Below are 24,018 nucleotides of genomic sequence, written 5' to 3'. Positions count from 1 at the left end.
GCGAACCCAATCAAGTGTGGGAGGGGGCTTGCTCCCGATTGGCCCTATCAGGCGCCCCGAGGCTTCCTGACCAACCGCAACCCCGCAATCACCACCGCGAACACCGCAAACGTGGTGTTGTACAACGCCAGCGCCGGTAACCCGAACACCATCCCCAGCACTGCCAAAGCCCACCCCGCACGCCCCGGCACGAAAAACGCCAGCACCGACGTGATCAACGCCGCCCAGCCCAGCACCTTGAAGTGAATCATCAACCCCAGGTTGGCACGCACCTGGCACTCCCAGCGGCTGGCTTCATCAGCGCAGAGGCCAACCCACTGCCCATCCTCCATAAAGCCATAACGCGCGGCATAGCTGGCGGCCAGCCATAACGGCAGGGCAATAAGCAGCAAAATCAACGGCAAGCGGCGGGACATGGGGCACTCCGATAGGCAAAAACGGCGCTCAGCTTAATCCCACCGCGGCCGTTAGCAAGGTGTTCGCGCAGATATCTGTTCAACATAGCTCGGCAAAGTGTATCGTCTGGCAACTATTACCCCCGATTCCGACGCTTTTTCCGACTTTTCGTGCCGCAGGCTGGCACTTCGGTGGCAACGCGGTGGTCATAGCCTGCGAACTTCATTCAGCACGTTTCCTCTTAGGGATTAAGTCATGCTCCGTTCCTTGCGCTGTGCTGCCTTGCTGGGCAGCCTATTTTTGAGTGCGTCAGCACTGGCCGTCGATATCGACCAGGCCAGCTATGGCTACCCTTTGACCAACCCGTTCGAAGCGACCATCGCCACCACGCCTCCCGATCTTCGGCCAACCTTGCCGACCGATGATGAGATCAACCAATCCGACTACACCCTGAATATGCGCCCCGAACGCGAGTTCAGCCTGCCGGACAATTTCTGGGCGGTGAAGAAACTCACCTACCGCATCGCCAAGCAGGACCGTGCTGCGCCGCTGATCTTCCTGATCGCCGGCACCGGTGCGCGGTTCGACAGCAGCATCAACGAATACCTGAAGAAGCTGTATTACCAGGCCGGCTATCACGTGGTGCAGTTGTCATCGCCCACCAGCTTCGACTTCATCAGCGCTGCCTCGCGCTTCGCCACCCCGGGTATCACCCAGGAAGACGCCGAAGACATGTACCGCGTGATGCAAGCCGTGCGCGCGCAGAACGCCTCGCTGCCGGTCACCGACTTCTACCTCACCGGCTATAGCCTGGGCGCGCTGGATGCAGCGTTCGTCAGCAAGCTCGACGAGACACGCCGCACTTTCAACTTCAAGAAAGTGCTGCTGCTCAACCCGCCGGTCAACCTCTACACCTCGATCACCAACCTCGACAAGCTGGTACAGACCGAGGTCAAGGGCATCAACAACACCACTACCTTCTATGAGCTGGTGTTGAGCAAACTGACCCGCTACTTCCAGCAAAAAGGCTACATCGACCTCAACGATGCCCTGCTCTATGACTTCCAACAGTCCAAGCAGCACCTGAGCAACGAACAGATGGCCATGTTGATCGGCACTTCGTTCCGCTTTTCGGCTGCCGACATCGCCTTTACCTCGGACCTGATCAACCGCCGCGGCCTGATCATCCCGCCTAAATACCCGATCACCGAAGGCACCAGCCTCACGCCGTTCCTCAAGCGTGCCCTGCAATGCGACTTCGATTGCTACCTCACCGAACAAGTGATCCCGATGTGGCGCGCCCGTTCCGATGGCGGCAGCCTGCTGCAGCTGGTCGACCAGGTGAGCCTGTACGCGCTGGAGGACTATCTGCGCGACAGCCCGAAAATCGCCGTGATGCACAACGCCGACGACGTGATCCTCGGCCCTGGCGACCTGGGTTTCCTGCGTAAAACCTTCGGCAATCGCTTGACCGTCTACCCGCTGGGCGGCCACTGCGGCAACCTCAATTACCGCGTCAACGCCGACGCCATGCTGGAGTTCTTCCGTGGCTAAATATCTTTTGCTGCTTGCCGCACTGATGTGCACAGGCGTGGCCAATGCCGACAACAGCAAGGCCCATGAACCGGTCAAGGTCGGTGCCGACGGCTTCAAGGAGCCGCTGACCAAGCTCAAGTTCAACCCTGGCCTGGACCAGCGCGAGTTCGAACGCTCATCGCTGACCGCTCTCAACGTGTATGACCCGCTGGAGTCGTGGAACCGTCGCGTGTACCACTTCAACTACCGCTTCGACCAGTGGGTGTTCCTGCCGGTGGTCAATGGCTACCGCTATGTCACGCCAAGCTTCCTGCGTACCGGCGTGAGCAACTTCTTCAACAACCTGGGCGATGTACCCAACCTGTTGAACAGCCTGCTGCAGCTCAAGGGCCACCGCTCCCTGGAAACCACCGGGCGCTTGCTGGTCAACACCACCATAGGCGTCGCCGGCCTATGGGACCCGGCCACCGCCATGGGCCTGCCGCGCCAGAGTGAAGACTTCGGCCAGACCCTGGGCTTCTACGGCGTGCCCGGCGGCGCCTACGTGGTCCTGCCGATCTTCGGCCCGTCGAACCTGCGCGACACCACCGGCCTGATCGTCGACTACAGCGCCGAGACCCAGATCAACTTCCTCAACGTGTCAGAAGTCAGCTCCAACCACCCGGAAATCTGGGCCCTGCGCGCGGTAGATAAGCGCTATCAGACCAGCTTCCGCTATGGGCAGATGAACTCGCCGTTTGAATATGAGAAGGTGCGGTATATCTATACCGAATCGCGCAAGTTGCAGATTGCCGAGTAAGCCAAGCGCCATGAAAAAGGCCATTCGATTGAATGGCCTTTTTTGTGCCCGCAAGGTTAAGCTCTGATTGCTTTCCAACTTTTGCCAACCACACTGACCACCGCCAATACAGCGGCCCCGGCAATAATCCCCGCCACGGCATTCAGCAACGTCGGCATCAACCACGCGAGCGCCCCGGTGCTCTGGCTAACGGATTCAATCCAGTGATGCACCACCGGCACACCATGGGTGAGGATGCCGCCACCAACCATGAACATCGCCGCCGTACCGATCACCGACAGGCTTTTCATCATGTACGGCGCGGCGCGCAAAATGGCACCCCCGATACGGCGTGCCACCTGACCCGGCTTCTGGGTCAACCACAGCCCCAGGTCGTCAAGCTTGACGATACCTGCCACCAGCCCATACACACCCACGGTCATGACGATCGCAATGCCCGACAGCACCACCACCTGCTGCATCAACGGTGCTTCGGCCACGGTGCCCAGGGTGATGGCGATGATTTCTGCGGAGAGGATAAAGTCGGTGCGGATCGCGCCTTTGATCTTGTCCCTTTCAAAGGCCACCAGGTCGGTGGCCGGGTCGGCCACAGCTTCGACCAATTGCGCGTGCTCGGCCTGGTCTTCGGCCTTGCTGTGCAGGAATTTATGCGCCAGTTTCTCGAAGCCTTCGAAACACAGGTAGGCACCACCGAGCATCAACAATGGCGTCACCGCCCAGGGCGCGAAGGCGCTGATCAACAGCGCGGTAGGCACCAAGATCAACTTGTTGATAAACGAGCCCTTGGCCACCGCCCACACCACCGGAATTTCCCGCTCGGCGCGCACCCCGGAGACCTGCTGGGCATTGAGCGCCAGGTCGTCACCCAGCACACCGGCGGTCTTCTTCGCCGCCATTTTTGTCATCAGGGCGACGTCATCGAGTACCGCGGCGATATCGTCGATCAACACCAACAAGCTGCTTCCTGCCATGAATCAAGTATCCGTAAGGGGGAGATCGGGCGAGCATAGCGCGGCGCAAGGCGTTATGGGCAGATTGTTGAGGCCCGCGGATGGCCGGTGCTACCATGCGCAACCGCCTGTCATGGCAAGGAAACCTCTGGTTTATGAGCAGCATTCGCGAGCGCAACAAAGAAAAAATCCTGCGGGCGGCAAGCGAGGAGTTTGCCGACAAGGGCTTCGCCGCGACCAAGACCAGCGACATCGCCGCCAAGGCCGGGCTGCCCAAGCCCAACGTCTATTACTACTTCAAGTCCAAGGACAACCTCTACCGCGAGGTGCTCGAAAGCATTATCGAGCCGATCCTGGCCGCCTCCACGCCGTTCAACCCAGACGGCGAGCCCAAGGAAGTGCTGAGCAACTACATCCGCTCGAAAATCCGCATTTCCCGTGACCTGCCATTTGCCTCCAAGGTGTTTGCCAGCGAAATCATGCACGGCGCCCCGCACTTGAGCACCGAACAGGTTGAACAGCTCAACGCCCAGGCCAAGCATAATATTGATTGCATCCAGAACTGGGTGGATCGTGGGTTGATTGCGACTATCGACCCTAATCACCTGATGTTCAGCATCTGGGCGGCGACCCAGACCTATGCGGACTTTGACTGGCAGATCTCGGCCGTGACCGGCAAGGCCAAGTTGGATGAAGCCGACTATGAGGCGGCGGCGCAGACGATTATTCGGTTGGTGCTCAAGGGGTGTGAGCCGGACTGATAGACCGCGGTGCCTGTGCCAATCGGGGGCTTGCCCCCGATTGGCCCTAACAGTCACACAGGATCAGGCAGACACCCCCGCATCCGCCATCAACCCCACCCCCTCAATCGCCGTGATCGCACACTGCTCATCAATATCGGACGTATCCCCACTGATCCCGATCGCCCCCAACACCAATCCCGCCTGATCCCGAATCAACACCCCACCCGGCGCCGGCACCACGCTGCCCTGCCCCAGGCTGTTCAACGCCGCGATAAATGCCGGACGCTGCTGTGCGTCCAGCGCCAGCAAACGTGAACCCTTGCCCAGGGCTATGGCGCCCCAGGCCTTGCCGATGGCGATTTGCGGGCGCAGCAGGCTCGCGCCGTCTTCCCGTTGCAAGGTAATCAAGTGACCACCGCTATCGAGTACCGCAATCGTCAGCGGCGCAGCTGAAATCGTGCGGCCAGCGGTAAGGGCCTGACTGGCCAGTTGGGTCGCGAGTTTCAAGGTTAAAGCGCTCATAGGTGCCGTCCTTATCTTGTTATGGGTAAAGCCTTGGCGTTCTGTTTGATCAGATGCTCGACCAAACAAATAGAACACAATGATATTTGTTTTTGTATACAATATTTTCAAACAAAGGCTCCATACGTCGAAAAAAGTCATTCCGACGGACGCAAAGGCCCGTTCACAAAATGCATTGACCTGCGTAGCCCGCCGTGAATACACTTTGCATCGACACCACTTGTATACAATTACAAAACGCAAGAGGCACCAAAATCATGAGCAAAATGAGAGCAATCGAAGCCGCCGTCCTGGTGATGCGTCGTGAAGGTGTGAATACCGCCTTCGGTATCCCAGGCGCTGCGATCAACCCGCTGTATTCGGCCTTGCAGAAGGTGGGCGGCATCGATCACGTCCTTGCTCGCCATGTTGAAGGCGCCTCGCACATGGCCGAGGGCTACACCCGCACCAAGGCCGGCAATATCGGTGTGTGCATCGGCACCTCTGGGCCAGCGGGCACCGACATGGTCACCGGCTTATACAGCGCCTCCGCCGATTCGATCCCGATCCTGTGCATCACCGGGCAAGCCCCCCGCGCTCGCATGCACAAGGAAGACTTCCAGGCCGTGGATATCACCAGCATCGTCAAGCCGGTGACTAAGTGGGCGACCACCGTGCTGGAACCCGGCCAAGTGCCCTACGCGTTCCAGAAAGCCTTTTATGAAATGCGCTCCGGCCGTCCAGGTCCGGTGCTGATCGACTTGCCATTCGACGTGCAAATGGCCGAGATCGAGTTCGATATCGATGCCTACCAACCGCTGCCTCTGGCCAAGCCGTTGGCCACGCGTATCCAGGTCGAAAAAGCCCTGGCCCTGCTCGACCAGGCTGAGCGCCCATTGCTGGTCAGTGGCGGTGGCGTGATCAACGCCGACGCCAGTGAATTGCTGGTGGAGTTCGCTGAATTGACTGGCATCCCAGTGATCCCGACCCTGATGGGCTGGGGTACCATTCCCGACGATCACCCGCTGATGGTGGGTATGGTCGGCCTGCAAACTTCCCACCGTTATGGCAACGCGACGATGCTCAAGTCGGACGTGGTGCTGGGTATCGGCAACCGCTGGGCCAACCGCCACACCGGTTCGGTGGAGGTCTACACCGAAGGGCGTAAATTCATCCACGTCGACATCGAGCCGACGCAGATTGGCCGCGTGTTCACCCCGGACCTGGGCATCGTTTCCGACGCCGGCTCCGCCCTGACGATGTTTATCGAAGTGGCCCGCGAATGGAAAGCCGCCGGCAAGCTCAAGGACCGCAGTGCCTGGTTGCACGACTGCCAGCAGCGCAAAGCCACCTTGCACCGCAAGACCCACTTCGACAACGTGCCGGTCAAGCCACAGCGCGTGTATGAAGAAATGAACCAGGTGTTCGGCAAAGACACCTGCTACGTCAGCACCATCGGCCTGTCGCAGATTGCCGGCGCGCAATTCCTGCACGTCTACAAGCCACGCCACTGGATCAACTGCGGTCAGGCCGGCCCGTTGGGCTGGACCATTCCTGCGGCGCTGGGCGTGGTCAAGGCCGACCCGAGCCGCAAGGTAGTGGCGTTGTCGGGCGACTATGACTTCCAGTTCATGATCGAAGAACTGGCGGTGGGCGCGCAATTCAAGCTGCCGTACATCCACGTGGTGGTGAATAACTCCTACCTGGGGCTGATCCGCCAGGCCCAGCGCGGCTTTGAAATGGACTATTGCGTGCAGCTGTCCTTCGACAACCTCAATGCCCCGGAGCTCAACGGCTATGGCGTCGACCATGTGGCCGTCGCCGAGGGCCTGGGTTGCAAGGCCCTGCGCGTGTTCGAGCCAGGGCAGATCCAGCCGGCCCTGCGCCGCGCCCAGGAAATGATCGAAGAATTCAAGGTGCCGGTGATCGTTGAGATTATTCTGGAACGGGTGACCAATATTTCCATGGGCACCGAAATCAACGCCGTCAATGAATTCGAAGACCTGGCCCTGGTCGGCAACGATGCACCGACCGCCATTTCCCTGCTCGATTAAGGAGAACCCTATGCCGCGTTTCGCCGCCAACCTGTCCATGCTGTTTACCGAACAGGACTTCCTTGCGCGCTTCAAGGCCGCCGCCGATGCCGGCTTCGAAGGCGTGGAATACCTGTTCCCGTATGAGTTCAGCTCCGCCGAGATCAAGGCGCAGCTCGATGCCAACGGCCTGAGCCAAGTGCTGTTCAACTTGCCGGCCGGCGACTGGGCCAAGGGCGAGCGCGGCTTGGCCTGCCACCCGGACCGGGTCGAGGAATTCCGCGCCGGGGTCAAGCTGGCTATCGCCTACGCCCAGGTACTGGGTAACACCCAGATCAACTGCCTGGCGGGTATCCGGCCACAGGGCGTGGAAGACGAAACCCTGGAAAAGACCTTTGTCGCCAATCTCAAGTACGCCGCCGACAAGCTGCAAGCGGCAGGCATCAAGCTGGTGATGGAGATGATCAACACCCGCGACATCCCGGGCTTCTACCTGAATAACACGGCCCAGGCCCTGGCGATTCGCGAGCAGGTGGGCAGCGACAACCTGTTCCTGCAATACGACATCTACCACATGCAGATCATGGAAGGTGACCTGGCGCGGACCATGGCAACGCACCTGGGTGTGATCAACCACATCCAGCTGGCGGATAACCCGGGGCGCAATGAGCCGGGGACTGGGGAGATCAACTATCGCTTCCTGTTCGAGCATCTGGACCGCATTGGCTACACGGGTTGGGTTGGCTGTGAGTACAAGCCATTGACCACCACCGAAGCAGGTTTGGGCTGGCTCAAAACCCATAACGCGCTCTAACACACACCGCCTAACCCCTGTGGGAGGGGGCTTGCTCCCTCCCACATTGGACCTGATGTGTCTGGCAGACCTCAACAAGTCTGCCTACCGAATAAAAAAGAGGATTTTGATCATGGCTAAAATCGGATTTATCGGCACCGGCATCATGGGCCAGCCCATGGCCGCCAACCTGCAGAAAGCAGGGCACCAACTGTTTCTGTCCGAGCATCATGGCAAGGCCCCGCAAGCGCTGATCGACGCTGGCGCCATCGCTCTGGCCAACCCGCAGCAAGTCGCGCAAGAAGCCGAATTCATCATCGTCATGGTGCCGGACACCCCACAGGTCGAAGACGTGCTGTTGCGCGCCGACGGCGTGGCCGCCGGCCTGTCGCCGAACAAAGTGGTGATCGACATGAGTTCGATCTCCCCCACCGCCACCAAGGCGTTCGCGGCGAAGATCAACGAGACCGGCGCGCAGTATCTGGACGCACCGGTTTCCGGCGGTGAAGTCGGCGCCAAGGCCGGCACCTTGAGCATCATGATCGGTGGCGAACCGCAGACCTTCGAACGTGCATTGCCGCTGTTCCAGGCCATGGGCAAGAACATCACCCTGGTGGGCGGTAACGGCGATGGCCAGACCGCCAAGGTCGCCAACCAGATCATCGTTGCACTGAACATCCAGGCGGTGGCCGAAGCGCTGCTGTTCGCCTCCAGGAACGGCGCCGACCCGGCCAAGGTGCGGGAAGCGCTGATGGGCGGCTTTGCGTCGTCGAAGATCCTGGAAGTGCATGGCGAACGCATGATCAAGGGTACTTTCGACCCGGGCTTTCGCATCAACCTGCACCAGAAGGACCTGAACCTGGCCTTGGCCGGCGCCAAGGAACTGGGGATCAACCTGCCGAATACCGCCGGCACCCAGCAAGTGTTCAGCACCTGCACGGCCATTGGTGGCGGTAACTGGGACCACTCGGCGCTGATCAAGGGCTTGGAGCATATGGCCAACTTCTCGATCCGCGACAAGTAACGAAATTACGCAATCCCCCCGGTAGGAGCGAGCTTGCTCGCGAAAAACCTGAGAGCACCGCTGGCTGCCTGGTCACCCGCGTTATCGTTGACGATTTTCGCGAGCAAGCTCGCTCCTACAAATAACAAGAATCCCCAGGGAGCCCGCTTATGTCGGTCGATCCGCAACACCTGCTTCGCGAGCTGTTTGCCACAGCCATCGACGCCGCCCATCCCCGGCAAGTGCTTGAGCCTTACCTGCCTGCCGACCGCAGTGGCCGGGTGATCGTGATCGGCGCCGGCAAGGCCGCGGCCGCCATGGCCCTGGTCGTCGAGAATTGCTGGCAGGGCGAAGTGTCGGGCCTGGTGGTCACCCGCTACGGCCACGGCGCGCCGTGCCAAAAAATCGAGGTGGTCGAAGCGGCCCACCCGGTCCCCGACGCTGCCGGCCTGGCCGTGGCCCAGCGCGTGCTGGAGTTGATCAGCCACCTGACCGAAGACGACCGCGTGATCTTCCTGCTTTCCGGCGGTGGCTCCGCATTGCTGGCCCTGCCCGCCGAAGGCATCAGCCTGGCCGACAAGCAAGCCATCAATAAAGCCCTGCTCAAATCCGGCGCCACCATCGGCGAGATGAATTGCGTGCGCAAACACCTCTCGGCGATCAAGGGTGGGCGCTTGGCCAAGGCGGCATGGCCGGCCACCGTATACACCTACGCGATTTCCGATGTGCCGGGCGACCAGGCCACGGTGATCGCCTCCGGCCCTACCGTCGGCGACCCCAGCACCTCGCAGCAGGCCCTGGGGATTCTCAAGCGCTACGGCATCGACGCCCCTGCCTCGGTGCGCAGCTGGCTGCAAAACCCCGACTCGGAAACGGTCAAGCCCGGCGACCCGGTACTTGCCCGCAGCCACTTCCAATTGATCGCCCGCCCACAGCAATCCCTGGAAGCGGTAGCCGTGAAAGTGCGCCAGGCCGGGTTCAGCCCGCTGATCCTCGGCGACCTGGAGGGTGAAGCGCGGGAAGTGGCCAAGGTACATGCCGGTATCGCCCGGCAGATCGTCCAGCACGGCCAGCCATTGGCGGCGCCCTGCGTGATCCTGTCTGGCGGCGAGACCACCGTCACCGTGCGCGGCAATGGCCGTGGAGGGCGCAATGCGGAATTCCTGCTCAGCCTCACCGACAGCCTCAAGGGCCTGCCCGGCGTGTACGCCCTGGCCGGCGACACCGATGGCATCGACGGCTCGGAAGACAACGCCGGCGCCATCATGACCCCCAGCAGCTACGCCCGCGCCGAAGCCCTGGGCCTGTCGGCCAGCGACGAGCTGGATAACAACAACGGCTACGGCTATTTCGACGCCCTGGGCGACTTGATCATCACCGAGCCGACCCGCACCAACGTCAACGACTTCCGTGCCATCCTGATCCTTGAGACTGCCAAACATGACGCCTGACAAGAAGGTCAAGATCCTCGCCACCCTGGGCCCGGCAACCGACGGCATCGATGACATCCTTGAGTTGGTGCAAGCCGGGGTGAATATCTTCCGTCTCAACTTCAGTCACGGCGAACACGCCGACCATGCCCAGCGCTACCAGTGGATTCGCCAGGTGGAGCGCCAGTTGAACTACCCACTGGGCATCCTCATGGATCTGCAAGGGCCAAAGCTGCGGGTCGGGCGCTTTGCCGAAGGCAAGGTGCAGTTGATTCGTGGCCAGGCCCTGCGCCTGGACCTGGACCCGACGCCCGGCGACCAGCGCCGCGTCAACCTGCCCCATCCGGAAATCATCGCAGCCCTTGAACCGGGCATGGACTTGCTGCTCGATGACGGCAAGCTGCGCCTGCGCGTGATTACCAAGCATGCCGACGCCATCGACACTACCGTACTCAATGGCGGTGAGCTGTCCGACCGTAAAGGCGTAAACGTCCCACAAGCTTTGTTGGAACTCAGCCCGCTCACCGCCAAAGATCGCCGCGACTTGAGCTTCGGCCTGGAACTGGGCGTGGACTGGGTGGCACTGTCGTTTGTACAGCGCCCGGAAGACATCCGCGAGGCCCGCGAGCTGATTGGCGACAAGGCGTTCCTGATGGCCAAGATCGAGAAGCCCTCGGCCGTGCAGCGCCTGCAGGAAATTGCCGAGCTGAGCGATGCGATCATGGTAGCCAGAGGCGACCTGGGCGTGGAAGTACCGGCCGAAAGCGTGCCGCAGATCCAGAAAGACATCATCAGCACCTGCCGCCAACTCGGCAAGCCAGTGGTGGTCGCCACACAGATGCTCGAGTCCATGCGCTTCTCCCCGGCGCCGACCCGTGCCGAAGTCACCGATGTCGCCAACGCCGTGGCCGAAGGCGCGGACGCCGTGATGCTGTCGGCGGAAACCGCGTCGGGCGAGTATCCGCTGGAAGCCGTGCAGATGATGAGCAAGATCATCCGCCAGGTGGAAAACGGCCCGGATTACCAGGCGCAACTGGACGTCAGCCGGCCCAAGGCGGATGCCACGGTGTCGGACGCCATCAGCTGTGCGATCCGGCGCATCAGCAGCATCCTGCCGGTGGCGGTGCTGGTGAACTACAGCGAGTCGGGCAGTTCCAGCTTGCGCGCCGCACGGGAACGGCCGGTGGCACCGATCCTCAACCTCACGCCGAACCTGTCCACGGCGCGGCGCTTGAGCGTGGCGTGGGGCGTGCATTCGGTGGTCAATGATCGTCTGCGCCAGGTGGATGAGGTGTGTTCCACCGCGTTGGAAATCGCCCAGGCCCAGGGCATGGCACAGCGTGGGGATACCTTGGTGATTACCGCGGGGGTGCCGTTTGGGCAGCCGGGGTCGACCAATTCGCTGCGTATCGAAACCCTACTGTAGGAGCGAGCTTGCTCGCGAAGAACGTCAACGATGACGCGGGTAGCCTGAATGCACGCGGCGCCCTTGGGTTTTTCGCGAGCAAGCTCGCTCCTACAGGGAGCTGCCATGCACAACCACACCTGCCCTGACTGGGCCGAAGCTCTGCTCAATGGCTTCAGCCAGATTTTCCTGCAGCGCCACCCACTGTGCGGTCTGCTGTGCCTGCTGGCGATCCTGATCGGCGCCCCGGCCTTGCTCGGCGGCGCGCTGCTGGGCGGGGTCGCGGGGTTGCTCACGGCCCAGCGCCGTGGCTATCCCAAAGCTGAGCGCCAGGCTGGACTGTACAGCTACAACGGCGTACTGCTGGGCTTGTTGATCAGCCAGCACTTTGCCTGGTCGGCGCTGGTGCCACCGTTGATCCTGGCGTGCGGGGGCTTGAGCGCGATCCTTACCCGGCAATGGTTGACACACGCGAACCAGCCCCAGGACTTGCCCGCCTATACCGCGCCCTTTGTTGGCCTCGGCTGGTTGCTGCTCGGGTGCGTACCTGGAAGCGCCCTTGCGCTGACCGAGCCCGGCACCTTCTCTATTCTCGCCGCTCCATTTATCGGTCTTGGACAAATCATGCTGTTGGAGCAACCCATAACAGGCGTGTTGATCGCCGCGGGCTTGCTGCTGGCCGACCGCCGCGCCGCGTTGTGGGCACTCGGCGGTGCCAGCCTCGGCGTGCTGGCCGGCCTTTGGCTGAACGACCCCAATGGCGCCCTGCTCGGCCTGCACAGCTATAACCCAGCGTTGGTCGCCCTGGTCCTGGGCTTGTCAGGTCGCCAGCCGTGGTTGCCGCTGCTGGGCATCCTGCTGGCAATCATCCTCACCCCAGGTTTCGCCGCCCTGCACCTGCCTGCGCTGACCGCACCGTTTATCCTCGCCTGCTGGCTGGTGCGCGCCGGCCAGCGAATGCTGCGCAAACCCCACATGGACAGTCCGTTCGAATCCCCCTAGGCTTGCTCGATATTCGCTTCAGGCAGGACTTATGGACAGTAACAACGACTGGCGCCAGCGGCTCTACATCATGGTTTTCCAAAGCGACACCGTCGCCGGGCGGCGCTTTGACGGCATCCTGCTGCTGATCATCCTCGCCAGCCTGGTGATCGTGATGCTCGACAGCATCGATGAAATCCACCAGAACTACGCGGATGTGCTGGCCTATATCGAGTGGGGCTTCACGCTGATCTTCGCCATCGAATACGGCCTGCGCCTGTATTGCTCGCCCAAGCCGCTGCGCTATGCCTTCAGCTTTTACGGCCTGGTGGACTTGCTGGCCATCGTCCCCGGCATCCTCGCCCTGTACTACAGCGATGCGCAGTACCTGCTGATCATCCGCATCATTCGCATGCTGCGCATCTTCCGCGTACTCAAGCTCAGCCCGTACCTCAAGCAGGCCAACTACCTGATGGCGGCGCTGCGCGGCAGCAAGCAGAAGATCGTGGTGTTCCTGGTCAGCGTGTGCACGCTGGTGACGGTGTTCGGCACCCTGATGTACGTGATCGAAGGCCCGGAACATGGGTTCACCAGTATTCCCAAGGGCATCTACTGGGCCATCGTGACCCTGACCACCGTGGGCTTCGGCGATATCGTGCCGAAGACGCCGCTGGGCCAGGTGATTTCGTCGCTGGTGATGATCACCGGTTATTCGATCATCGCGGTGCCGACGGGCATTTTTACTGCAGAGCTGGCCAGTGCCATGCGCGGTGAGCAGCTGCAAACCGACTGCCCGGCGTGCAAGAAGAACAGCCATGAACCCAATGCAGCTTTTTGCTCGCGCTGTGGCAGTAACCTCTTTCATAAACTGGAATAAGCAAAGGTCGTTTTAATCTTTATAGGTCTATGCAGGCCCGGCTATAGTCGCTGGCAAATTGCCTCCCCTCTTCTCCAACAACAAGGAATGAGCAGTGAAAAAAATCCTCAGCGCCTCTCTTCTGGCCGCCAGCCTGGCCTTGGCAGGCTCCGCCCAGGCCGCGACCACCCTGCTCAACGTCTCCTACGACGTGATGCGCGACTTCTACAAGGACTACAACGCAGCCTTCCAGAAGCACTGGGAAGCCGAGCACCCGGACGACAAGCTGACGTTGCAGATGTCCTTCGGCGGCTCCAGCAAACAGGCACGCTCGGTGATCGACGGCCTGCCGGCTGACGTGATTACCATGAACATGGCCACCGACATCAATGCCCTGGTCGACAACGGCAAACTGGTGCCGGACAACTGGGTGACGCGCCTGCCGAACAACAGTGCACCGTTCACCTCTGCCACCGTGTTCATCGTGCGCAAAGGCAACCCCAAGGCTTTGAAAGACTGGCCGGATTTGCTCAAGGACGGCGTGCAGGTGATCGTCCCCAACCCGAAAACCTCGGGTAATGGCCGCTACACCTACCTGTCGGCCTGGGGCTATGTGCTCAAGAACGGCGGCGACGAAGAGAAGGCCAAGACCTTCGTCGGCAAACTGTTCAAACAAGCGCCGGTGCTGGACACCGGTGGCCGTGCCGCCACCACCACGTTCATGACCAACCAGATCGGCGACGTGCTGGTCACCTTCGAAAACGAAGCAGAAATGATCGCCCGTGAGTTTGGTCGCGATCAGTTCGAAGTGGTCTACCCAAGCGTGTCCGCCGAAGCCGAGCCGCCTGTGTCGGTGGTGGATAAAGTGGTCGAGAAGAAAGGTACCCGTACTGCGGCGGAAGACTACCTGAAGTACCTGTGGTCGCCGGAAGGCCAGGAAATTGCGGCCAACAATTACCTGCGCCCACGGGACCCCAAGGTGTTGGCCAAGTACACCGACCGCTTCCCGAAGGTGGACTTCCTGTCGGTGGAGAAGACCTTTGGCGACTGGCGCACGGTGCAGAAGACCCACTTCAATGATGGCGGGGTGTTTGACCAGATCTACAGTGGTCAATAACTGAAGAAATGCGGTAACAAATGTGGGAGGGGGCTTGCTCCCGATGGCGGTGTGTCAGCCAAGGCATAGGCTGACTGACACACCGCCATCGGGAGCAAGCCCCCTCCCACATTGGGTTTTGCATTGAGTCATTATTTCGCGGCATGACAGTTATCACGCCAAGCGGCCTACTCACTGCCGGCCCATGTCTTTATTCTCTCACCCCATCGTCCTTCGCCTTATGAGAACACCATGAACCCAACCTCTCACGCTACAGGCACCATGACCCGGGGCATGGTCATGCTGTTTGCGTTTTGCTGCGGTGCCATCGTTGCCAACATCTACTACGCGCAACCGATCATTGAACTGATCGCCCCGGATATCGGCCTGACACCGGCAATGGCCAGTCTGATCGTGTCCCTGACGCAAATCGGCTACGCCCTCGGCCTCTTCTTCCTGGTGCCTTTGGGCGACTTGTTGGAAAACCGCAAGCTGATGATCTTCACCACGGTGGTGGCCATCGCCAGCCTGCTGGGTGCTGCGTTTACCGAACAACCCAATCTGTTCCTGCTGGTGTCGCTGCTGATCGGTTTCAGCTCGGTGTCCGTGCAAATCCTGATCCCGCTGGCCGCGCACCTGGCCCCGGCCGAATCCCGCGGTCGGGTGGTAGGCAGCATCATGGGTGGCCTGCTGCTGGGCATCCTGCTGGCGCGACCGGTGTCCAGCGTAGTCGCCGACCACTTCGGCTGGCGCGCGATGTTCATGGCCGCCGCTGCGTTGATGGCGCTTATCAGCGTGGTCCTGCTGCTGACCATTCCCAAGCGCCAACCCGATCACCGCGCCAGCTACGGCCAATTGCTGCGCTCCCTGGCTACCTTGCTGCGTGGGCAGCCGCTGCTGCGCCAACGGGCGTTCTACCAGGGCTGCATGTTTGCTGCCTTCAGCCTGTTCTGGACCGCCGCGCCGCTGGAACTGGCGCGTAACCATGGCCTTAGCCAAAGCGAAATCGCGCTGTTCGCCCTGGTCGGCGCACTGGGCGCCATTGCCGCGCCCATCGCCGGGCGCCTGGCCGATGCCGGCCACACCCATCGCGCCTCGTTGCTGGCAATGCTGTTCGGGGCATTGAGCTTCCTGCCGGCGTTTGTGCACCCGCTGTACAGCGTGGTCGGCCTTGCGGTCACCGGCGTGGTCCTGGACTTCTGCGTGCAGATGAACATGGTGCTTGGCCAGCGTGCCATCTATGCCCTTGACGCCAATAGCCGCAGCCGTCTCAACGCGTTGTACATGACCAGCATCTTCATTGGCGGTGCATTCGGCTCGGCGATTGCCAGCAGTGTGTATGAACACGGCGGTTGGCTGGGCGTGATGCTGGTGGGCAGCGCCTTTCCATTGATCGCATTGCTGCGATTCCTGGGTGCGTCTCGTGGGGTCATGGCGGCCACCGCCTGAGAGCGGTGTGACCAAGATCAGCAAATGTTGGGCACACGTAATCAGGTATCCACAGGCACAAAAAAGCAGGACTTGATCATATGAAAAAGTCCTGCCCTGTCTTACTCCAAAGGCGATGGTTGCTAGCTCGCCATTACAGCGTTACAGATAACCAGCATCCCTTATGTTCAACCCGATGACATCTTCCGGGCTGATCATGCGGGTGCTCTTGATCAGGAAGTCCGTCTTGCCGTCACCATCCAAGTCTATCGCCAACAAGTAACGCCCTGTTTGCGGGTTAAACTTGATAATGGTATCGCCGGTTTTGCCGGTGTATTCCTCAACAAAGTTAAATGCAACCTTGCCATCAATGGACATTTGCGACAGATCAATCTTGTCCTGACCCGTGTTGAAGTCCAACAGCAAATCGGCTTGCGTGCGGGTAGAGTCGGCAAAAGCGTTGAACTTGAACGTATTCCAACCGCCGCCCCCAACCAGGCAATCGGCGCCTGCACCGCCAATCAGCACGTTATCGGCACTGTTACCAATGATTCGGTCGTTACCACTACCACCCACTGCGTTTTCGATCATAGTCGAGGTGCCGATCCTGACGTTTTCCCGCAAGCCACCCACGCTGGAAAGCGAACCACTGCGCAAGTCGATGATCTGGTCCTGCTTGAAGCCGGAAAAATCAAAGGTATCTATGCCTTTCTGATCCCAAATATTGAATTCTGGCTTATCGGAAGCGGATGTCAGGGTCGTTTCCGGCTTGCCAGTCGTGGAGTTGAATCCGTAGGTGGTGTCATCCGACCTGGGCACATCTTTTGGGACCGGCCGGACAGGCGGCTGGGACTCGACTTTTGGCTTGGTGTCCACACCGGTTGGTTTGGGCTGGTCCCCCTGTGGCTTGGCGTCCATACCGGTTGGTTTGGGCTGTTCACCTTGTGGCTTGGTGTCTACACCGGTTGGCTGCGGCTGATTTTCTTTTGGCTTGGTGTCCACACCGGTTGGTTTAGGCTGCTCACCTTGTGGCTTGGTGTCTACACCGGTTGGCTGCGGCTGATTTCCTTTTGGCTTGGTGTCCACACCGGTTGGCTGCGGCTGATTTCCTTTTGGCTTGGCGTCCACACCGGTTGGTTTGGGCTGGTCTCCTTTTGGTTTGGCGTCCACACCGGTTGGTTTGGGCTGGTCTCCTTGTGGCTTGGTGTCTACACCGGTTGGCTGCGGCTGATTTTCTTTTGGCTTGGTGTCCACACCGGTTGGTTTGGGCTGCTCATCTTGTGGCTTGGTGTCTACACCGTTTGGCTGCGGCTGATTTCCTTTTGGCTTGGCGTCCATACCGGTTGGTTTGGGCTGCTCACCTTGTGGCTTGGTGTCCATCCCGGTTGGTTTGGGCTGGTCTCCTTTTGGCTTGGCGTCCATACCGGTTGGTTTGGGCTGCTCACCTTGTGGTTTGGCGTCCATACCGGTTGGTTTGGGCTGCTCACCTTGAGGCTTGGTGTCTACACCGGTTGGTTTGGGCTGCTCACCTTGTGGCTTGGTGTCCATCCCGGTTGGTTTGGGCTGCTCACCTTGTGGCTTGGTGTCCATACCGGTTGGTTTGGGCTGGTCTCCTTTTGGCTTGGCGTCCATCCCGGTTGGTTTGGGCTGCTCACCTTTGGCCTTGGTCTCCTCATCAGCTGGCTTGGACTGCTGGTCTTTTGGCTTGATCTCTTCCCCCTTCGGCATAGGCAGGCAATTAGCAGTCATAACGTTGCCGTCCACTCCTCCCATACTCAAGAAAAGCCTGTTGCTGATCGGCGTTTCACCAGCCTGCAGCAGACCTGATGAGTTCGAATTCATATTCGATCCATATTGCCGTTGCAGGCTGGAAAGCCCACCTGCCGTCTGCGCAAGACTCAACAATCTGGACCCTTTTGAGAGCGATGGACTATTTCCATAATGCGAGTCGTTGGAAGTGCCCACAGACCCGCTGTCGCCATAGGCACTCGACGGTATCGCCGGGGATGGTTTAGAGGCCGCATCTAATGTAGGTACATAGGAGTTCAAACCAGGCAAATTTACATTAAGCATACATCACACCTTCTTTAGTTAGTTATACACAACAACAACCCACGCTCCGCAAGTACAGCACTTACGAATTATCAAATCGCCAACTATCAAGCGAAAAAACGCCTTTCAGCCAGCAACCAAATCAAAAATAAACTCAATAAATAAAGTGACAATACTGCGCTCAGCCGCCCAACTGGCAGATGCAAAAAAACAATTAACTGCCTCTAGTCAATGGGTCATAGGCACTTTCCAGCACCACATTCTCAAACGCACTGAGCAGCGATCACCTACCCGAGAGGGCGCCTCATTCAGATATATTCCCTGCCGGTTACCCGTGAACCGTCCCGCCCCATGCACGTGCTGTAAAAGCCCATTGATCAGACGCGGAAATCAATGTTGATCGACGCTGATCAGCACCGGCTTCGACGTCATATGCCGGCTTCATGGAAGGCGCATTGGCTTGATGCTCGCGTGCGTTGATAGTGCTTATCACACATGAGGCTGGCGTCGGTGCACAGGGTTCAGGCTTTGACTCACACGAGACTGTGCGTGGCTTGGGCTTTGGCTTGGGCCTACAGGAGTCTGGACGTGAGTCGGGATTTGGCTTTTGCGGTTCAGGCCGCGTATCCGGCTTTGGCTTTTCCGGCTCGGGCCGCGTATCCGGCTTTGGCTTTTCCGGCTCGGGCCGCGTATCCGGCTTCGGTTTTTCCGGTTCGGTGTCTACCGAGGGGCTGACGCCGTGGTACACATCATCGGCATTTATCCGGCCAATACTCTTTATCAATACATCAGCCTTACCATTTCCGGTCAGGTCCAAGGCCAAACTTCCCTCTCCACTGCCCTCGTCGTAGTTCAACACGGCTTGGCCAGGTTGACCGGTTAGGCGCTCGCCGAATGTCAGCGCCTTGATATTCGTTCCTTTGAACAGCGCAGAGACATCCAGACGGTCCACGCCGCTCTCGAAATCGAGGATGACATCAGGGTTATCCGGAGTGGAATCACTGGTGTGGTCATAGACAAACGTGTCTGCACCACCACCGCCTCGCAACCTGTCGGCTCCGCCTCCACCGGTCAGGCGATTGGCAACGTGGTTGCCTATCAAAGCGTCGTTCCCGGTGCCCCCCGCGGCGTTCTCCAGAGTGACGCCCCTGGCAATAGAGACATTACCTTTCAATGCCCCCACATCTGAAAACGACTCGGCATTGAGATTGATCTTCTGATCCTGAGAGAACCCGGAGAAGTCCATTGTGTCGTCACCGCCACCGTCCCACACACAAAAGACAGGATTGTCATTGGCCGTTTTCAGGCTCAGGGCGTCACGATTCGTATTGGAGTTGAACCCATAGGTCGTATCGGTATTACGCGTATTGGTATTAGCCCCATATAGCCGCTGGGCCGCAGCAATGTCGTCCATCATCGGCGCAGAGGGATGCAGCGAATTGAAATCATGCCCCGGTTGATTCCTTTCCGAGAAATAGCTCATGACACTACGGGCTCGAGTGTCCCCGGCATACTCGGCGTGCGTTGCATAGGTCCCGGAACCATCATATTTACCCGGGTGCTCCAGCCCGATTGCATGTCCTGTTTCATGAATCAGTACTTGGCGAAAGAACCCGCCCTGCCTAGGGTTTGTGCCCGCATCTGCCGTGCCGATATTAGCGAATGTATTTCTTAAGTACCGATTTGGCAGTGAAGCCACACCGTTATTGGTTCCTGGCATATCACCGATATCAACGTGACCGTCGAGGTTCGCGGCGTTTTCAGTGAACGTCACGTTGGCGACATCCTGCCAGGATTTCAATGCTTGCCTGGCCAGTTCTGCCTGCTGCGGTGTGAACTCCTTGGAAATCCGGAATGACAGGTCAATCTTCTGATCACTATTACGGTCATGAAATCGGAAGTCACGCCGAGTGATATGTTTTGCAGCCTGCTCAGTCGTGAATAGCGCTTTTTCACTATTGGGGGTGTAAGACGGCCTCAACCGCTCAAAACTCATAGCCCCCCGGGCAGCAAACTCCTTTTCTTGCGAAATATTAATAGCGGGTGGTCCTGATAATTTCATACAACCTAAGTCCTTATGCAATAACCCAAGACATCGTACTCCCACTCCACACGAGCAATAGCACTTGTCGGCACCCCCTTAAGTTCGCACAGAGACACGCTGTCCGCCAGACACTAATTAGTGCACTCCGACACACTCTAAAATCTCAAAATACTTTGGCGACAGAGGCGCAACGTCCCGAAACAACACCCGCACCCCCATACGCCACTACAACTACGCCAAGCAACTGATTTATATTAAAAAAACAAGAACTCACACACTCACAATCCATTTCGATTGCAACCCATTACTCACAAACAGATAACACTCCAAGACGCAGCTTGGAGTCGGTATTCCAGTGCGAACTCCCCTACCTACACTCCGCTGCAACTAAACAAGAGAATACTGAGTAAGAGCCGAGCGAAAACCGTTAGCTTTTTCAACTTATTAAATCCACGCCTTCGCCACACCGTACATTAATACACTGCCACAACCGATCATTCTGACAAGGCCGACCTCGAGCCTATGGACAACTGGCATAAAGACCTAATGACCAGGCACGCGCGGTTTTGCTGCAGGAAATGCAGACCTATATGAAACAGGCATGCAACAGCCTGCCGTTGGCGCAATAGCGCCGGACAAAACTAAATTGGGTTTGGGTTGGAGCAACGTGCGGGAGATATGATCAAGCCAGGGGCTCGATCTGGGCCAACGACACAAGCGCATGCGCGATGCCGCCAAAGCAGCAGCGCACATCAGGTCGACAGGCTTGTACGCAGTATCAAGCGAGGACCCAGCCTGTCATTAGGTAACAAGATAGTGATTTTATCGGCGTATAGCAGAGGTGCCGTGGCATTCCCTGAACCGGGCATTGACAGGCATGAAGTAGACGCAACGCGTCAACTCACGCTTATCATCCAGCCAGCGCCGTAATCAAGCCAGGCCCAGGACATCATCAGGGCTGATCGGGCGCGTACTTTTTATAAGAAAGTCACTTCTGCCGTTACCCGATAGGTCGATCGACAAAAAATAGCGACCGCTGTACATATTGTATTTAATGACCGTATCGCCGGGTTTGCCCGTAAAGTCGGCAACAAAGTTCAGACTGACTCCCGCAGTGTTCGCCAGGGTGCATAAATCAATCTTGTCCCAGCCGGTCTTGAAGTCAATGAGCAAATCAGCCGCTGCGTAGCCAGAGTCCGCTACCGAGTTGTATTTGAAGACATTGTGTCCCCCTGCACCTCGCAGCGTGTCCGCACCTTCGCCCCCAACCAATACGTTATTGGCCTCGTTGCCGATTATCCGATCATTGCCGGAGCCGCCGATGGCGTTTTCGATAACTGACGCTGGGCTGATATAAACATTGTTGGGTTTTCCGCCGACACTTGAATAAGCACCCGCCTCCAGGTTGATGACTTGGTTCTGCCTGAACCCGGAAAAGTCGAATGTGTCATTACCCTGCCTGTCGTCAACTTCAAATTGTGGTTTGTCATGGGAAGCTACCAAGGACTGACCGGCATTTCCGGTGTTTGAGTTAAAGCCGTATACGGTATCCTTTGGTGAACACTGTGCAGGCTCGGGTTCCGGGCATGGCTCTGGACGCGGGTATGGTTCTGGACAAGGCTGAGGCTCCGGACACGGCTCTGGGATCGGGCACGGTTCTGGACATGGCTGAGGCTCCGGACACGGCTCTGGGATCGGGCACGGTTCTGGACATGGCTGAGGCTCCGGACATGGCTCTGGACTCGGGCACGGTTCTGGACATGGCCTTGGCTGAGGCTGTGATTCAGGACGCGGCTCGGGCCTTGGCTGGGGCTGCGGATAGGGTTCTGGCCTCGGCTCCGGTTGCGGATAAGGCGCGGGGTTGGGCTGCGGTGTCGGACGCGACTCCGGCTTTGGCTGGGGTTGCGGATAGGGTTCTGGCCTCGGCTCCGGTTGCGGATAAGGCGCGGGCCTCGGCTGCGGTGCCGGACGCGGCTCCGGCCTTGGCTGGGGTTGCGGATAGGGTTCTGGCCTCGGCTCCGGTTGCGGATAAGGCGCGGGCCTCGGCTGCGGTGCCGGACGCGGCTCCGGCCGTGGCTGGGGTTGCGGATAGGGTTCTGGCCTCGGCTCCGGTTGCGGATAAGGCGCGGGCCTGGGCTGCGGTGCCGGACGCGGCTCCGGCCTTGGCTGGGGTTGCGGATAGGGTTCTGGCCTCGGCTCCGGTTGCGGATAAGGCGCGGGCCTGGGCTGCGGATACGGCTCAGGCCTCGGCTGCGGCGCCGGACGCGGCTCGGGCCTTGGCTCAGGATACGGCTCAGGTCTCGGTTGCGGCGGCGGACATGGTACGGGCCGCGGCGGCTGCGGGCGCGGACAGGGTTCTGGCCTTGGCGGTGGACACGGGCGAGGTCTGGGCTGCGGTTCTGGACAGGGTTCAGGCCACGGCCTCGAAGGTGGACACGGATTGGGGTTGATAGATCCCCCACAGCGACTCATTACCTGCCTGAATCCGTTAAGACTTTCCGTCAGCCCGTTTACTACGCTACTTTGACTTTGAAAGCCGTTGAAAACACTCTTATTAGTACTTCTAGAGGGATGCCTATCGACATGATAGTCCTCACTCTCCAACGGGCTGTAGAACAGACTGAATGCAGGGGTATTACGAGGGAATGGAATAGAGGCAGTGTGACGACCACTATCCATGTTGGACTTATTCGTTTCACCCGTTCTGCTCAGAGCATTAAATTGTCTTGGGACACTGGAAAAGCCATCACTTCGAGACCCCACACTGGAAACATTAACCTGCATTTTCAAATCCGCCTATCCAAGTTGAAATAATTAAAATCAATGTAGTCTGCCGAGGGCAAAATTCGCTGTAAAAATATACGAGCACGCGATCAACGCGGCGTTAAATTCCCACAATCAAAAACACCAGACAACACTTCATCTATTTCAACTTAAAACGTCACTTCATGTACGTTAGACCGATTTCACGACACCACAAAAATACATTTACCCACAACTAAAAACCTCACAAAACGTGCACAATTATAAAACCTTGCAACATATAATCTTGAAAATTTCAGAATGACGCAACACGGATAAACACTCACACAACAGCATTCCCCAACAAACGGAAAATCGAACACGAATGACTTTTTACCGCACTTGGCGATTACCAATGAATACGGTGAGCTCCGAGGTCACGACCCCGTACCGCCAGCCCCTCCTATTCAGACGAAGCCAACCCGCATGCCGCGCATTCGCAACCGTACGCCCGAACTTGCCATGCATCGCCGTTGCCGAGCAGGGTCAGGCGCATACCGAGTGCCCGTGGTCCAGGCAGCACAGCAGACGGGCGACGGTATGTTCCAATGGGCCCGAGTTATCCAGTACAAACAAGCCCGCGCCATTACCGGTGATCAGCGCGGCGGTGAACCGCGCGTTGCGCGCCAGGCGTTCTTCGATGTCCGCCGGGGACTCTCGTCCCCGTGCGATCAAGCGCTGGAGCAACACGGCCTGATCCACCGTCAGCAGCAGCACCAGCAACGTCGGATAACGCTTGCGGGTCTGCGCCAGGTGGGCGCGGGAGCCATTGACCAGCACATCGTCCCCCGCTGCCAGCCAGTCGTCGATCTCACGAGGAATTCCATAGGACAAGCCATTGGCCTGCCAGCTCAAGGCAAACGCGCCCTGGGCATCCATCGCCGCAAACTGCTCCGGGCTCACCCCTTGCGCCGCTTCGCCCACTGCCTCCGCCGAGCGCGTGATCACCCGGCGCACCATGTGGCAGCCGCGCTCGACCAAGTGCGGGCGCGCAGCATCCAGCAGGCTGTCCTTGCCCGAACCCGATGGCCCGATGAGATAGATCAACCTGCCTGCCATCAAAACACCCTCTTGGCTTATCCAGACTTGTTGTACCACCGACAACCCTTCGCGGCTCCTGGCTTGCATCAGGTTGGTCGGGGAGTAGTCACTGGAAAGTATATCCAGCAA

Annotated in this window: 19 protein-coding genes; 12 read left to right on the top strand and 7 right to left on the bottom strand. The window is 59.0% G+C overall.

What is annotated here, in order from left to right; all coding sequences use genetic code 11:
* Nucleotides 1-47: 47 nt before the first annotated feature.
* Entirely contained in the window at nt 48-416 is a 369-nt protein-coding gene (locus QZR30_RS19390) for a hypothetical protein (protein ID WP_046069093.1), read from the bottom strand.
* 235 nt (nt 417-651) lie between these two features.
* Here QZR30_RS19390 and QZR30_RS19385 point away from each other — a divergent pair, with 235 nt between their 5' ends.
* Nucleotides 652-1,950, top strand: coding sequence for a serine/threonine protein kinase (locus tag QZR30_RS19385; protein WP_046069094.1), 1,299 nt, complete (start codon nt 652-654; stop codon nt 1,948-1,950).
* A 25-nt stretch (nt 1,951-1,975) separates the two neighbouring features.
* Nucleotides 1,976-2,731 carry an MlaA family lipoprotein gene (locus QZR30_RS19380; protein WP_411741021.1) on the top strand — a complete coding sequence of 252 codons (756 nt, stop codon included), beginning with the start codon at nt 1,976-1,978 and terminating at the stop codon, nt 2,729-2,731.
* Nucleotides 2,732-2,787: 56 nt separating this feature from the next.
* Here the strand turns inward: QZR30_RS19380 and QZR30_RS19375 are convergent, their stop codons facing one another.
* A complete protein-coding gene (locus QZR30_RS19375) occupies nt 2,788-3,702 on the bottom strand; it encodes a DUF808 domain-containing protein (protein WP_046069096.1) in 915 nt (304 codons plus the stop codon).
* Nucleotides 3,703-3,836: 134 nt separating this feature from the next.
* Between QZR30_RS19375 and QZR30_RS19370 the strand changes: the two genes are divergently transcribed.
* Nucleotides 3,837-4,442 carry a TetR/AcrR family transcriptional regulator gene (locus QZR30_RS19370; RefSeq protein ID WP_046072537.1) on the top strand — a complete coding sequence of 202 codons (606 nt, stop codon included), beginning with the start codon at nt 3,837-3,839 and terminating at the stop codon, nt 4,440-4,442.
* 63 nt (nt 4,443-4,505) lie between these two features.
* Here QZR30_RS19370 and QZR30_RS19365 read toward each other — a convergent pair whose 3' ends face one another.
* On the bottom strand, nt 4,506-4,946 hold the full coding sequence (locus QZR30_RS19365; protein ID WP_034118908.1) for a GlcG/HbpS family heme-binding protein: 441 nt from the start codon (nt 4,944-4,946) through the stop codon (nt 4,506-4,508).
* Between the two features lie 257 nt (nt 4,947-5,203).
* Here QZR30_RS19365 and gcl point away from each other — a divergent pair, with 257 nt between their 5' ends.
* From gcl to QZR30_RS19310, 9 genes are all read left to right on the top strand, one after another.
* The gene (gene gcl, locus QZR30_RS19360; protein WP_311903973.1) at nt 5,204-6,979 is read left to right on the top strand and encodes a glyoxylate carboligase; all 1,776 of its coding nucleotides are present in this window, start codon (nt 5,204-5,206) and stop codon (nt 6,977-6,979) included.
* Nucleotides 6,980-6,989: 10 nt separating this feature from the next.
* The gene (gene hyi, locus QZR30_RS19355) at nt 6,990-7,772 is read left to right on the top strand and encodes a hydroxypyruvate isomerase (RefSeq protein ID WP_046069097.1); all 783 of its coding nucleotides are present in this window, start codon (nt 6,990-6,992) and stop codon (nt 7,770-7,772) included.
* A 112-nt stretch (nt 7,773-7,884) separates the two neighbouring features.
* The gene (locus QZR30_RS19350) at nt 7,885-8,775 is read left to right on the top strand and encodes a 2-hydroxy-3-oxopropionate reductase (RefSeq protein ID WP_046069098.1); all 891 of its coding nucleotides are present in this window, start codon (nt 7,885-7,887) and stop codon (nt 8,773-8,775) included.
* A 149-nt stretch (nt 8,776-8,924) separates the two neighbouring features.
* Nucleotides 8,925-10,205 (top strand): glycerate kinase type-2 family protein, encoded by a 1,281-nt coding sequence (locus QZR30_RS19340; protein WP_046069099.1) that lies wholly within the window; start codon nt 8,925-8,927, stop codon nt 10,203-10,205.
* Nucleotides 10,195-11,610, top strand: a complete 1,416-nt coding sequence (gene pyk / locus QZR30_RS19335) for a pyruvate kinase (RefSeq protein ID WP_046069100.1) — start codon at nt 10,195-10,197, stop codon at nt 11,608-11,610. Before QZR30_RS19340 ends, pyk begins: the two co-directional genes overlap by 11 nt.
* Before the next feature lie 105 nt (nt 11,611-11,715).
* Nucleotides 11,716-12,591, top strand: a complete 876-nt coding sequence (locus tag QZR30_RS19325) for an urea transporter (RefSeq protein ID WP_046069101.1) — start codon at nt 11,716-11,718, stop codon at nt 12,589-12,591.
* 31 nt (nt 12,592-12,622) lie between these two features.
* The gene (locus tag QZR30_RS19320) at nt 12,623-13,447 is read left to right on the top strand and encodes an ion transporter (protein WP_046069102.1); all 825 of its coding nucleotides are present in this window, start codon (nt 12,623-12,625) and stop codon (nt 13,445-13,447) included.
* Between the two features lie 94 nt (nt 13,448-13,541).
* Nucleotides 13,542-14,543: a sulfate ABC transporter substrate-binding protein gene (locus QZR30_RS19315; RefSeq protein WP_046069103.1), complete on the top strand. Its 1,002-nt coding sequence runs from the start codon at nt 13,542-13,544 to the stop codon at nt 14,541-14,543.
* A gap of 231 nt (nt 14,544-14,774) precedes the next feature.
* Nucleotides 14,775-15,971: an MFS transporter gene (locus QZR30_RS19310; RefSeq protein WP_046069104.1), complete on the top strand. Its 1,197-nt coding sequence runs from the start codon at nt 14,775-14,777 to the stop codon at nt 15,969-15,971.
* 141 nt (nt 15,972-16,112) lie between these two features.
* On the opposite strand, the gene QZR30_RS19305 is transcribed toward QZR30_RS19310, so the two are convergent.
* The 4 genes from QZR30_RS19305 to phnN all read right to left on the bottom strand — a co-directional run bounded on the left by QZR30_RS19305 (nt 16,113) and on the right by phnN (nt 23,907).
* The gene (locus tag QZR30_RS19305; protein WP_311903972.1) at nt 16,113-18,023 is read right to left on the bottom strand and encodes a M10 family metallopeptidase C-terminal domain-containing protein; all 1,911 of its coding nucleotides are present in this window, start codon (nt 18,021-18,023) and stop codon (nt 16,113-16,115) included.
* 307 nt (nt 18,024-18,330) lie between these two features.
* Nucleotides 18,331-20,064 carry a M10 family metallopeptidase C-terminal domain-containing protein gene (locus QZR30_RS19300; protein WP_082561438.1) on the bottom strand — a complete coding sequence of 578 codons (1,734 nt, stop codon included), beginning with the start codon at nt 20,062-20,064 and terminating at the stop codon, nt 18,331-18,333.
* Between the two features lie 912 nt (nt 20,065-20,976).
* Nucleotides 20,977-22,518 (bottom strand): M10 family metallopeptidase C-terminal domain-containing protein, encoded by a 1,542-nt coding sequence (locus QZR30_RS19295; protein WP_311904027.1) that lies wholly within the window; start codon nt 22,516-22,518, stop codon nt 20,977-20,979.
* An 816-nt stretch (nt 22,519-23,334) separates the two neighbouring features.
* The gene (gene phnN, locus QZR30_RS19290; protein WP_046072689.1) at nt 23,335-23,907 is read right to left on the bottom strand and encodes a phosphonate metabolism protein/1,5-bisphosphokinase (PRPP-forming) PhnN; all 573 of its coding nucleotides are present in this window, start codon (nt 23,905-23,907) and stop codon (nt 23,335-23,337) included.
* Nucleotides 23,908-24,018: the final 111 nt, after the last annotated feature.

Origin of the sequence: Pseudomonas sp. rhizo25 (assembly GCF_031931935.1) — a bacterium.
Classification (GTDB): Bacteria; Pseudomonadota; Gammaproteobacteria; order Pseudomonadales; family Pseudomonadaceae; genus Aquipseudomonas; species Aquipseudomonas synxantha.
Note: the sequence above shows the minus strand (reverse complement) of the source record. Positions and strands in the feature narration are given on the sequence as shown.

Excerpts from the sequence above, each read along its gene's own strand:
- QZR30_RS19390 (WP_046069093.1), bottom strand. The coding sequence starts at position 416 with ATGTCCCGCCGCTTGCCGTTGATTTTGCTGCTTATTGCCCTGCCGTTA.
- QZR30_RS19385 (WP_046069094.1), top strand. The coding sequence starts at position 652 with ATGCTCCGTTCCTTGCGCTGTGCTGCCTTGCTGGGCAGCCTATTTTTG.
- QZR30_RS19380 (WP_411741021.1), top strand. The coding sequence starts at position 1,976 with ATGTGCACAGGCGTGGCCAATGCCGACAACAGCAAGGCCCATGAACCG.
- QZR30_RS19375 (WP_046069096.1), bottom strand. The coding sequence starts at position 3,702 with ATGGCAGGAAGCAGCTTGTTGGTGTTGATCGACGATATCGCCGCGGTA.
- QZR30_RS19370 (WP_046072537.1), top strand. The coding sequence starts at position 3,837 with ATGAGCAGCATTCGCGAGCGCAACAAAGAAAAAATCCTGCGGGCGGCA.
- QZR30_RS19365 (WP_034118908.1), bottom strand. The coding sequence starts at position 4,946 with ATGAGCGCTTTAACCTTGAAACTCGCGACCCAACTGGCCAGTCAGGCC.
- gcl (WP_311903973.1), top strand. The coding sequence starts at position 5,204 with ATGAGCAAAATGAGAGCAATCGAAGCCGCCGTCCTGGTGATGCGTCGT.
- hyi (WP_046069097.1), top strand. The coding sequence starts at position 6,990 with ATGCCGCGTTTCGCCGCCAACCTGTCCATGCTGTTTACCGAACAGGAC.
- QZR30_RS19350 (WP_046069098.1), top strand. The coding sequence starts at position 7,885 with ATGGCTAAAATCGGATTTATCGGCACCGGCATCATGGGCCAGCCCATG.
- QZR30_RS19340 (WP_046069099.1), top strand. The coding sequence starts at position 8,925 with ATGTCGGTCGATCCGCAACACCTGCTTCGCGAGCTGTTTGCCACAGCC.
- pyk (WP_046069100.1), top strand. The coding sequence starts at position 10,195 with ATGACGCCTGACAAGAAGGTCAAGATCCTCGCCACCCTGGGCCCGGCA.
- QZR30_RS19325 (WP_046069101.1), top strand. The coding sequence starts at position 11,716 with ATGCACAACCACACCTGCCCTGACTGGGCCGAAGCTCTGCTCAATGGC.
- QZR30_RS19320 (WP_046069102.1), top strand. The coding sequence starts at position 12,623 with ATGGACAGTAACAACGACTGGCGCCAGCGGCTCTACATCATGGTTTTC.
- QZR30_RS19310 (WP_046069104.1), top strand. The coding sequence starts at position 14,775 with ATGAACCCAACCTCTCACGCTACAGGCACCATGACCCGGGGCATGGTC.
- QZR30_RS19305 (WP_311903972.1), bottom strand. The coding sequence starts at position 18,023 with ATGCTTAATGTAAATTTGCCTGGTTTGAACTCCTATGTACCTACATTA.
- QZR30_RS19300 (WP_082561438.1), bottom strand. The coding sequence starts at position 20,064 with ATGAAATTATCAGGACCACCCGCTATTAATATTTCGCAAGAAAAGGAG.
- QZR30_RS19295 (WP_311904027.1), bottom strand. The coding sequence starts at position 22,518 with ATGAGTCGCTGTGGGGGATCTATCAACCCCAATCCGTGTCCACCTTCG.
- phnN (WP_046072689.1), bottom strand. The coding sequence starts at position 23,907 with ATGGCAGGCAGGTTGATCTATCTCATCGGGCCATCGGGTTCGGGCAAG.